Origin of the sequence: Bradyrhizobium diversitatis, from assembly GCF_016031635.1 — a bacterium.
GTDB classification, from domain to species: Bacteria; Pseudomonadota; Alphaproteobacteria; order Rhizobiales; family Xanthobacteraceae; genus Bradyrhizobium; species Bradyrhizobium diversitatis.
In genome coordinates this window covers 20,705-31,687 of record NZ_JACEGD010000056.1, presented here as the reverse complement: position 1 = coordinate 31,687, position 10,983 = coordinate 20,705, and the positions used below count along the sequence as shown (strand labels likewise).

10 protein-coding genes are annotated in these 10,983 nt (G+C 57.4%); 5 read left to right on the top strand and 5 right to left on the bottom strand.

Translation table 11 applies throughout. The features are described from left to right. Nucleotides 1–356: 356 nt before the first annotated feature. The 3 genes from H1B27_RS36675 to H1B27_RS36665 are packed head-to-tail and all read left to right on the top strand — an operon-like array spanning nt 357 to nt 2,517. Nucleotides 357–659, top strand: coding sequence for a DUF7665 family protein (locus tag H1B27_RS36675; protein ID WP_197969399.1), 303 nt, complete (start codon nt 357–359; stop codon nt 657–659). Next, nucleotides 613–1,134 (top strand): Mov34/MPN/PAD-1 family protein, encoded by a 522-nt coding sequence (locus H1B27_RS36670; RefSeq protein WP_197969398.1) that lies wholly within the window; start codon nt 613–615, stop codon nt 1,132–1,134. The genes H1B27_RS36675 and H1B27_RS36670 overlap by 47 nt, the downstream gene beginning before the upstream one ends. Before the next feature lie 12 nt (nt 1,135–1,146). Continuing rightward, nucleotides 1,147–2,517, top strand: coding sequence for a BilD N-terminal domain-containing protein (locus tag H1B27_RS36665; protein ID WP_197969397.1), 1,371 nt, complete (start codon nt 1,147–1,149; stop codon nt 2,515–2,517). A 21-nt stretch (nt 2,518–2,538) separates the two neighbouring features. On the opposite strand, the gene H1B27_RS36660 is transcribed toward H1B27_RS36665, so the two are convergent. Genes H1B27_RS36660 through H1B27_RS36650 form a run of 3 tightly spaced genes read right to left on the bottom strand, consistent with a single transcriptional unit; the run spans nt 2,539 to nt 5,548 of the window. Next, the gene (locus tag H1B27_RS36660) at nt 2,539–3,336 is read right to left on the bottom strand and encodes a family 16 glycosylhydrolase (RefSeq protein ID WP_197969396.1); all 798 of its coding nucleotides are present in this window, start codon (nt 3,334–3,336) and stop codon (nt 2,539–2,541) included. A 28-nt stretch (nt 3,337–3,364) separates the two neighbouring features. Then, a complete protein-coding gene (locus H1B27_RS36655; RefSeq protein ID WP_210343654.1) occupies nt 3,365–4,693 on the bottom strand; it encodes a glycosyltransferase family 25 protein in 1,329 nt (442 codons plus the stop codon). 6 nt (nt 4,694–4,699) lie between these two features. Next, entirely contained in the window at nt 4,700–5,548 is an 849-nt protein-coding gene (locus tag H1B27_RS36650) for a glycosyltransferase family 32 protein (RefSeq protein ID WP_197969394.1), read from the bottom strand. A 143-nt stretch (nt 5,549–5,691) separates the two neighbouring features. Here H1B27_RS36650 and H1B27_RS36645 point away from each other — a divergent pair, with 143 nt between their 5' ends. Both H1B27_RS36645 and H1B27_RS36640 read left to right on the top strand, forming a co-directional pair. After that, nucleotides 5,692–7,317: a carbamoyltransferase C-terminal domain-containing protein gene (locus tag H1B27_RS36645; protein ID WP_197969393.1), complete on the top strand. Its 1,626-nt coding sequence runs from the start codon at nt 5,692–5,694 to the stop codon at nt 7,315–7,317. A gap of 343 nt (nt 7,318–7,660) precedes the next feature. Then, nucleotides 7,661–7,924: a hypothetical protein gene (locus H1B27_RS36640; RefSeq protein ID WP_197969392.1), complete on the top strand. Its 264-nt coding sequence runs from the start codon at nt 7,661–7,663 to the stop codon at nt 7,922–7,924. A 154-nt stretch (nt 7,925–8,078) separates the two neighbouring features. On the opposite strand, the gene H1B27_RS36635 is transcribed toward H1B27_RS36640, so the two are convergent. Both H1B27_RS36635 and H1B27_RS36630 read right to left on the bottom strand, forming a co-directional pair. Further along, the gene (locus tag H1B27_RS36635) at nt 8,079–9,404 is read right to left on the bottom strand and encodes a hypothetical protein (protein WP_197969391.1); all 1,326 of its coding nucleotides are present in this window, start codon (nt 9,402–9,404) and stop codon (nt 8,079–8,081) included. A 105-nt stretch (nt 9,405–9,509) separates the two neighbouring features. Further along, nucleotides 9,510–10,592 (bottom strand): hypothetical protein, encoded by a 1,083-nt coding sequence (locus H1B27_RS36630; RefSeq protein WP_197969390.1) that lies wholly within the window; start codon nt 10,590–10,592, stop codon nt 9,510–9,512. Nucleotides 10,593–10,983: the final 391 nt, after the last annotated feature.

Sequence of the window (10,983 nt, the reverse complement as noted above, 5' to 3'; positions counted from 1 at the left end):
GGAACCGATCCGCGCTCCGCCAAGCCCTACCTGCTGGCCCACCTCTTGATCATCCTGCTGCTCGAGCCGCTTGCCCGCGACTTCGAGGACTCTCCCCACTGGATGCAGGCCGCCTGACGACACCTGGCGCTTGGCGCATTCTGCAACAACTCGTTGCATCCTTGCTACAAGCGATCATTCCACAACCAACCATCCGTTGCTTCCGCCGCAGAAAACGAGCGCTTGGGCGGCACCTGCGCGAGCCTCCTCGAAAACGTCGGTATCAATCGATGCTCGCACTACCTTAACGCCTATGGGGTCTACCCTGCGTGGCGACATGCCAGACTCACTTCGGCAGCTTACGAAATCTCTATCGCTTGCTCGGCTATCGGCGGACGCCGGTGTCGGCGCAGCCCTGGGATATCGCGACCAACCGGCCGCTGCCGCCGGCACGTTGGCCGACGGGGCCCCAATTTGTCTCGGCCGTGTTCCGGCCGGACTGGAAGCAGGGTCAATGCCTGTATTTGCCGTGCGACCGCATGTCCATTGATGGCCATGACAACTGGCGCAACGAACATCCGAGCCGGCTCTGGCAGCCGGATCGCGGGATCATCTGTTACCTGGAGCAACTCAATGGCCTTTTCTTTGAAAGCGATTATTCGGGCATTCGCGGCGCCTAGCCATCGGCTGCGGTGTCCACCGCAACTCTGGCGCAGGATTATTTCCGAACTCGAACGCCGCGGGGAGGGTCGCCACGAAGCCGGCGCGTTCCTTCTTGGTGTCGATGACCGGGGACGGAAGGAGGTACGAGAGGTGGTCTACTACGATGATCTTGACCCGCACGCTTACGACACGGGCGTCTGCGTCTTGCACGGCGACGCCTTTGCGCGGCTCTGGTCCCTTTGCCGGGAGAAGAAACTGACCGTGGTCGGGGATGCACACACGCATCCGGGCTCAGCCTTTCAAAGCCAATCCGACCGTACGAACCCGATGGTTGCGCGCGCAGGCCACATCGCGATCATCGTGCCGGACTTCGCGCGTTGGCCGATCCGCGTGGGTAAGCTCGGCGTCTACGAATATGTCGGCGATCACACTTGGCACGACCGGGGAGGCTTGGCGGCATCGCGGTATTTCTACCGCGGCTTCTGGGCATAATGGAGGAATACGATGCTTGACGCCTCAACCCTTCATCGCGGCGCGAAGTACTTCATGGACAGCGGGCGCGCTGCCACACACGACGAAGCCATGGCGCTGCTGCGAAGCTTCGGTCTAACCATCCACGTCGACGCATCGATCGCGTCGTCGCGCGAGGAGCAGATTGCGTTGCTGACGCTCGTCAATGTCGCGCGAAGAAGTTTTCTTGGCGGCGTCGAGGTCGTCGGGTTGCCGGACGCGAAGCCGCTGACGCGGTTGACGCGGGCTCGTTCGCTCAGCCGCGCCGTTGCCGACTACGAAGGAAAGGTCGTGGCAAAGGCCAACCCTGCATGGCCGGCGGCGATTATTGGCGGCAGACCCAAGCCGGAAACGAAACTTCCCGTCTGGCGGCTCAAATGGTCAGGTTGGCGCGGCGGCGCTGTACCAGCGGACGTGGGCGACACAGAGCCGAACGATGCTGCGATCGCGTTGGCACCCGTGCTGGCGGCGGCGTGTTGTGCGGCTGAGGCCTTCGCCTGGCACGCCAAGGACCATGTGATGGCCGGCCACCGGCCCCTAGGCCTTTCGCTGTGGAATCCCGGTGCCGATTGGCTGGTACCGGATGGTTCGGAGCCGGCGCTTGCCTGGCTCCCGTCGTCGCTTTGGTTGATCGGTCTTGGCAATCTTGGGCAGGCCTTTGCCTGGGTGTTGGCGTCGCTTCCCTACGCCGACCCTAAGATGGTGAAGCTGCTGTTGCAGGACGACGACCGCCTTGCAAAGTCGAACGACAGTACGTCGCTGTTGTCCTTCGTCCGTGACGTCGGCCATCGCAAGGCGCGCAAGCTCGGTGCATGGCTCGATGCCCGGGGGTTCGACACCTATTTGCTGGAGAGCCGATTTGGGAAGTGGACGACGCGCACGATGGATGAGCCGGCTGTGGCTCTATGCGGCGTCGACAACCCGATCGCCCGTGCTGCGCTGGACTGTCCAGGCTTCGGGCTGGTTGTTGAAGCAGGGCTCGGGGCAGGACCGGAGGCCTTCCGCAGCCTGTCCGTGCACACATTTCCATCGTCGCGTCGAGCCGAGGATATCTGGTCGAAGGATATTGGCGCGGTGACGGCAAACGTCGAAGATATGCCAGCCTATAGGGCTATGAAGAAAGCCGGTGCGGACTCATGCGGTCTGACTCAGCTTGCATCACGCACCGTCGGCGTCCCGTTCGTGGGGCTGATCGCTGGCGTCTTGGTGATCGCGGAGCTTCTGCGCCGGCTTCACGGGGGCATCGCGCTCGAGCTGGCGGCTGGATCGGCCTCGGCGCTGGAAGCCTTCGAGACCGTCGCGATGCAGGCCAACCCATATGCCTTCGGGCACGTCCCTCTCCAACCCGAGCTCCGCGACCCGTAGGAACGTGTCGCCCACAAAAGCCTAAGCGTCGACTTTGAATGCATCGATAGCAATATCGCGCACAATCGCAGACGTTGGCAGTGCGTTGACCGATAACCGACCGGCGAGATCCCGAGAGCGAGCCGGCCACGTGTTGACGTGCAACTTCATTGGGAGGTTCGGAATGGGGGTCGGATTCCATATGGCGCGGCGGTGAACCAGTTCACCATCAACGAACCACCTAATCTCGCAGGGGTCCCATTCGATCGCAAAGCGATGTGGGGCTTTCGAAGCATCAAACCCCAATGGGATGGCTACGGGTGTCCCGCGATATCCGTAGTCAAACTTTGCGCCATCTGAGCCGGGGTTATAAAACACGTTGACCAGAAGTCGTGTTGGACGATTGCCAGTGATCTCAATGTCGATTTCCTGCCGCGGCGAGGCCCGGTAAAGGAAGAAGCCGGTCACCACACCTGATACATTCGTTGCTTGCAGCGTTGCTTCGAACCGCCCGTACAGGAAGCCGTCTCGGCTCGATATCGCAGCCGCGCTGTAGTTTCGAACGCCAAGCGGCTCCTGATGCACGCCGAGCGCCAGGCCGCCACCTGATCTTGCCGAGACGTTCATTGGACGAAATAATCCGAGGTTTCCTGGAAAGGTGTCGTTTCTCAAGGTCCATCGTGCGGATTGGATATCCGCGAGATCATCTTCGAACTTGACCACCGATCCAAATTGCGCCGGCTCTTCCAGAAATCTCGCGTTTATCCCTTCCCAATCAGCGCGTGGTTCCGCAATCCACGGCGATCGGTCATACCGAAGTCGTTTGGTTGAACGGCTCATTGATTTGCCGGGCACAGGTGCGCGAACCTCACGCTGTCCCAATATCTTGAACAAGGGGATACGGTGCGGCGGGCGGTGGTAACCTCAAGTGTTCGCAAAGCGTGCGCCAAGAGTCGGTTTCATTATGCTTCAAGCGCACAAGGTTGGCCCCTGCCAGCATCTTCACAAGATCATCACCGGCGGGTTCCTCGTCTTCGGTCACGATGAACTTTGCATGCGGATAGCGCAGCATGAGAGTCCGGACGTGCGCGTTCAACGAGCCCACATTAACATAGGCATCAAAGGTGCGGTGAGAGGCGCCGGTCATGAGTCTCTTGAATTCACATTCTGGAATGCGGTCCAAGTCGCTGCAGCAGCGATAGCCGAGCATTAAGAGCGCCATTGCGAGTGACGACAATCCAGAACCCGGAGGTCCAAAGGCGAACACCGGATAATGGCTTGGTCGCTGATGAAACAGCGCTGTAGTACTGTTATCAAGAACACCAAGCGTGCTTAGCGCTGGAAGGATTGAATAGGAATTCGTGGAAAGAAGATCGGCACGCTGGTTGACTAGCGGGCGACGAAGGGCGCGCACGTCCAGCGCATGGAACTTGTGATTTATCCATAGATCGATCGGGCCTCGGCAGGGAAGAAGCCGAAGAAGCGATTGAGCCCCTTTTCGCGATAGCACGTAGCCGGACAGAAACCATAGCCCGCGCTCTGGACGAAACACGTTCTTGGAGAGCAATTCCTTTGGCGCCCCGTGGCGCGCTTCCGCGTAGGATACATATAATACATCGAAGAGAGGGGCTCCCCCGTCTGCATCTTTCATCTCGCGCCACGCCTGATCGAGAACGCTCGAAAAATCTCTCGCGAACCAAACGTCGTCCTCAAGCACCAGTGCGTATGGAGCGGAGGACTGTGCGATCGCCTTCCAGACGCCAATATGTGAATGCGCGATTGCGATCTCCGCCTCACTCATCCGAATGGGCCGTACCAGATCGAAGTCGTCGGGAGATGCGTGAGGCTGCGGCTCTACGTACAACTGATCGCCGAGCGAATAGAATGGATCGATCTCAGCAATATCTGTCAGGTTACGCTGCGTGGACTGCGCATCAGTTGCCGGGAACCTATTCGACCTATGCGTCAAAGGGACATCGCTGGAGTCCACGATGCAAGCCAACTCGCGAAGGACGTCAGCCCAGCGGTTGGGTTGTCGATCCAGGTTGATTACGTATATCTGGGAAATACCCGTTTGCTGTGGGTTTGCTGGCGGCACAAACGCTAAGCATTGCCTACGCGGCAAGTATACACGGCACCGCAGGGCTAATGAATGCAAGAACAGGGAGGCGGCGCGCAGCGGCTTCGACAAATTCATTCGAGATTAGTTTTCGCCACGACGAAACCTCTGTTGATTAGACAGGCGCCAATTTCGAGCATCGTTGCGGTGGCTCAAGGGCCATCTTGAAACAGCAAATGACTCCCAATCTCGGAGCACGACGAGCTCGCCGTCCGCCTCCGCCGATTCAGCGCCACGCTCGAAGATTGATCGGGATAGATTTCCCGGTCCGGTCGTCGTCTGTATCTCGGGCAATACGCTTCCGTCGGCATCTTGGAGAAGATCGGTCGCTCGCTGGAGCGCCCGCTCGATGATCGGATGCCGTTTGCTTGATATAAGTGGGTTGTTGTTTACGTAGAATATCCAACTAGGCTCGTATGCGCCGACAGAAAGGAACCTCGCTGTATCCACCATCCCCCCCGAAGCGATGTCGTAACATAGCGGCTGGACCTTCAGTCGGCCGTCATCGAATAGCGAGTCAATTTCCGTACTGACGCAGACGTCGTCCGCGTCGACATAAAGGCCTCCTTCAACAAACAGGTAGCACAGCCGAAAATAGTCAGCCTGCATGGCGGGATGGTAGCAGCGTTCAAATGCGTCCTCGTGCCGTGCATCCAGCGCCTCCCTGATGAACTCTCTGGCGCTGTCTTCATCGAACAAGCGGTGCGTATAGCCGCTTGTTGCCCAGCGCGCCCACGTGGCGATGCACTCCTTGATGTCCGCCGGCAATTCTCCGAGATCATGCCAAAACTGCACGATGCTTTTAGGGGGTGCTTGCTCGTACCTATCGTTGAGCGACGCCTTTGTATCGGATCTTTGGACCAGCCCTCTGATGAACTCTGAACGCTGGCGATGGTGCTCGGGACCGTCCGTCATATCTATGCGACTGGGCATGACCTATCGTGGTTGCATGGCTTGTCAAGTACACTAAAAGCTACTGTATACTCATAGTTGCACCATGGGGAAAGGGTTTGTCGCGGTGCAAAACGCTGGTTAGCGGTGACTGACTGAGGATCGATTGGGGGGCTCGCAACGCTATGAATATTCTCTCTTATAATCCTGGACACGACGGCGCGATCGCCTACCTAAAAGGGGCGGAGCTAAAGGTTTCTATCGAGGCGGAGAAGAATTCGAACTGGCGATATTCGCCGGTATCCAGTCACGATGTGTTCAGCGTCCTTGGCGAGATTGACGAGATCCCCGACGTGCTTTGTACAGGTGGATGGTGGCCGCGCGAGCACCGCGTACTTGGCCCAAATGCGCTCGCCGGATACCGCGGCGTGTCAGGTAGCGACGTCATCATCGAGCGGCGGCGCCTCATGGGCAGACCGATCCACTATTTCTCCTCTTCTCACGAGCGATCGCACGTGTTGTGTGCCTTTGGCTTGTCGAGTCTACCAAAAGGCACCCCGTGCTACGTGTTGGTGTGGGAGGGCGCAATCGGCGCGTTCTACGAGATCGATTCCGCGCTGAACATAACGCTCCTAGCCGATGTCCTGAACCAGCCGGGAAATCGCTATATCTCGCTCTACGGGTTAGCTGATCCAACATTTCCCAAGAACGCGCCGTTTTCCCGCTTCTCCGACGCGGGGAAACTCATGGCATTGACTTCGTTTTCAAAACGCAAAGTACCTTCGGCCGAAGAAGAAAAGCTGATCGACCTTCTTTTGAAACCTCCATATCTCGAAGCGAGCCTATATCAGCAACTCGAGCATTCGCCTCACTTCAATGTTGGATTGGACGATCCGGAATTCCGCAACTTCGCGGGCATTCTTAGCGACAGGATATTCGACATCTTCCATCAGTTCGCCAAATCGAACATGAAGAAAGGATTGCCGCTGTTGATTGCGGGCGGATGCGGCTTGAACTGCGACTGGAATACAAAGTGGAGAGAGACCGGCCTTTTTAGCGAGGTCTTCGTGCCACCTGTGGCGAACGACTCTGGCTCGGCGATTGGAACGGCGATCGATGCCCAATTTCATCTGACGGGTAATCCAAAGATTGATTGGAACGTCTATTCTGGCCTTGAATTCAACACGAGCGGCTCATTCGATCCTTCGATGTTTGATATTTACGAGTCAGACCATGCTGTCATTGCCGACATGCTGGCCAACGGTCTCATTCTCGGGTGGGTGAACGGCAGATATGAGATCGGCCCGAGAGCTTTGGGTAATCGCTCCATCCTTGCTGCGCCTTTCGAAGCTAGTACCAGAGTGCGGTTGAACGAAATTAAGCAGCGCGAGCAATTTCGTCCGATTGCGCCTGTTTGCTTGGAAGAAGAAGCTACGAAATGGTTTGGCTGCGATCACGCGAGCCCATACATGCTCTACACGCATCAGGTCAGAACGAATGCTCTGGCTGCGGTTACCCACGTTAACGGGACCGCCCGCATTCAGACGGTGTCAGCCACGACAAACCGCAAATTGTACGATTTGCTGGCCGCATTTAAGGCTCGTACCGGGTATGGCGTCTTGTGCAATACCTCTCTGAATTTCAAAGGCAGAGGATTCATAAACAAGCTAGACGACCTTTCGACTTATGCCATAGAGCACGATTTGGATGGCTTTGTGGTCGAGAGCAAGATTTATCTTAGGAAGTTATCAGCTTGCTATCAGGCATACACAGTGAAGCAGAGTTCATCTGCGCAAGCAGCCAATGCCTAACGAGTGCCGGAGCGCCAGCGAAGGCCCCCTGAAAGAGGCACGCGCTTTCGGGACAGTGATAGCGACGCCGGCATGAAATGACGGCGGGGCCCGAAAGCGAGTGCAGTCGCGAGACCGGTTAACAAGGCACCCGGTTGAGGGGCAGTGATAGCGGTGCCGCGAAGCGGCAGCCCCTCAACCGAGTGCCTCCGGCGAGCGACACGTGATCGCTTCACAACGCGATGTCGCATATCCACGTATGAACTCGGCAATCGCTTTCTAATTATCAAGATTGAGTTTCATTCGCATCGCCTCGTGCCGCTATATCTGCTGCGTCGCACAACAACATTGCGGGGAGGTGCAGATGAGGACGATGGTAGGAGTGAACGGATGTACGGGAGTAATTGCGGCAAACAATAATGACTTCGGGCGCGGTGCTGACTGGCTCAGCAAGCGGGGCGCCATGGCCCTTGCGAAACACCTCCAGGCCTACTGGCACCGACACGGTTACCCGGCTGCCCGTTTCTGGCCCGAGCCGATCGATGAGCGCTTCTCCAAGATCGGCACCTACGAGATTTACACGATCGCCTGCAACCTTATCAACGGCCTGCCACCCTCCTATCGGTAGGGGCAACGAGACCGGCCGGGAGTCCTGCGATTACGCGGGCTTGCTGCAAAAGGATGAAGCGCGCTTTGCCTTTGGCCGTCGCTGCATAGCGCCCGGCCGGACGAGTTTTACAGTGCTCCGAAGAGTGTTTCGCCATGCTTCGCTGCACGGAGGCTCAACCGGCCTTGATCTTGCTGATGGCTGGGTCTGGAAGACTAAACCGGATTTCCATCAAATCGTCGTCGGCGTCTGGTTGCTTCGTCAACTTCACGGAATCTATCGTGAGACCTTGCTGCAAGGCTGCTTCAAACGGATTCCGAAAAGGACGCCCCGGACTGTCGAACTGTGAGAACAACTCCTGCGCCGTCGACCGGCCCGCGAGCACTTCTTGAATTTTCCGTGCTGATAGTTTGACAGATCCCGTCATGAGGCCTCCTGAATAATGAATGGTGTTGTAGGTCTGGCCCTGAAGCGGCCGACCTCGCGCGATCCAGCGCAGCGCATCGCGCGGTGTCGCCACGGGCGGTGGCAGGGATGCGAGGCCGCGGTTGATCAATTGAAGCAGTTCTTGTTCCGGCAGAGCACCAGTGGCGCGGGGATTGATGTAGAGTTGCCTGGTAATCCTCAGTTCCTTGACAAGGCCAGTGAATGGTTGTGCGCGGGTAGGCGGAAAGACCAGAACCGCAACGAATGCCACCGACGAATATTGTCGGAAGAATTCGTATATCACCTCGTCGAGGCTGACTTCCTGCATCTGCCGCCCGGGCTTCGAGAGCAGAGCACAGCCGCCATCGCACAGGAAAATGCCGCAGGGGCCTGTTGCGCCGGATTTCTTGAGCTGTCCAGCCTTCGCCTTCAGTGCGGAATAGACCGGGTTCTTCGTTCGTGATTGAGCTGCGGTGTACGAGGGATAACCGCCGCCGCCGTAGCGCTCATTTATATCGTAGACGATTGAAAATTCGACGTCCGCCTCGGTGACCTTGATTGTCGCGCGAGCCTGCTTCTCGTCAGCGATGCTTCGAAACCACGGCCCGACATGCTCTGCAAGAAAACGGTCCATATCAGCCAGCTTTGGCAACTTGAGGCGGGTCTTCTGCTTGTGACGAGAAGGGCCGTCGGTAACGCCGGACACATGGTAATTCAAGCTTCCCGCTAATCCGTATTTGCGCTTGAGCCGATGAAGGCTGTGGGAGAACCGCATGACCGGGTTCTCTTCCTCGAGCCCCGCATCCGAAACCATCGTGACATCGGCCACGAAGCGGATAGAGCTTTCATTGTCGATGAAGGTGAGATCGGGGCGCCGGGAGCCGGGATGAGAGTCGGCTTCGTAGGTGACCGTCCCGACCTGGCTGAGCGCGTAGAGCAGAGCCAGTTCCCATTCGTAGCCGAGCGCAGATGGCTCGTGACGATTGAGTTCATGCTCCAGCTTTGCGATGGCTGCTGGCGTCAGCTTGTTCTTCAGCTCACTCAACAGACGCTGCAACGAGCGTCGCGCAAACATGGCCATGAATGTCCCGGGGATAATTCGGCGAATCGTGCCTGCACCGTCAGTTTACCCCTATCCGCGCAGAAGGACGCCAAAAGCATCGACGACGCCGGGGGTGGATCATCGCAAGAACCGTTCGGCCTCCGCGCGGGATTTCGGCAGAAGATTGTTGAAATCGGCAGTGTTGGCCAGTTCTTGCACGGAACGCGTCACAAGTGGCCGTGAGCCCGAAACGTTCAATGGGATCGAAAACGCGCAGTCGAGACGTTCATCCTTGTTGATAGCCCGATTGAATTTGCGACGGGAATCGTAACCGAGATCGACTATGGCGTTTCCTATCTGGCCGCCAAAAAGGGAAATGAGGGCGAACGTCTGTTTGCCCGCAGGCAGCACCGCCATGACATGCCTGTTATCGTCGAGTCCGAAAATGTGCGAAAGAAGCTCCGGAATATCGGCATTAATCGTTCCCTTGAGGTGGCCGAAATTCAGATCCTTCGTTCCCGGAAACAAATGGCTTCGGAGCATCATGCCGCCAGGCCCGAACGTCCATTCAGGCCCAAGAACCCGGTGACCAAGGCCAAGCGCGATTTTGACCATGAGACGCGCGCGAGCTTCATTCAATGCCGCGACATCGATGGTCGCGCGGGCCTTGAACTCACGGCCCTCATTGCGGTTTGCGAGAAGAAGCGCGATTTCGATGTCCTCTTCGTCGGTAACTTCGCCAAACTGGGTGTAGAGGTGTAGCTTTCGCTGTTGCGCCTGCTCAAGCCGAGCCTTCAGAAAGAAGCGCACGCGTTCTTCTGTTGAGCCAAGCGAGATGATCTTGCCCGATGTCTTTTGTTCGTTCCTGAACTCGAACTCGATGTCGCCTTGGGCGCTGATACTCATCTCGGCTGGTGCGTTGATATCAATAAAATCTCCCTTCATCGTCAGGGAAGGGATGACCTTTCGGTTGCCCGGAAGCTTGTACCGATGCCGAAGCATCAGGAATGGAAGGGTACTGGCTACCGCGTCATCGATTTCGTCGCCGGCCTTGTTGTTCGCTTTCAGCGAAACGTCGTCCGTTGTGAACTGGTTCGAACCGCCGAGCGAGAGAGGGATGATATGCTCGTGACTCGGCTTGAGCTCCTCGTCCGAGGGATCGAGACGCTTTCCGGTATAGATGCAGCGGGGCTGGCTGATGAATTTGCGTGTCTGGGCCATTGAATTGAGCGGCAGATCTTGCGAAAAAAAGTCTTGTTATCGGTTACCGTAGCACATTCGCACCGAGGTTCAGGTGGTACCCAGAAAGACCGACAACCCGGCCTCATCGTAGAGAGTGCGTTGCCCTTTGCGATCACTCCTCCTTCGGCTGGGCCGTCGCGCCAGCTCGGCAGCAGCCACACATATACATATATCGGTGTGTCTCCGACGTGCCTCGGCAAGTCGAGATGCCATGCAAATCAAGGCTTTACCGCCCAATTAAGCGTTCTTAAGCGCCCAAATCGTACGATAGGCCTTATTTGCCCGCGCTTTGCGGGCGCAATGCATTGATTAGGCAGATTTTGAAGAGCGCATCTTATGAGCGACGTTTCGCCACCACGCCACAGCCTCA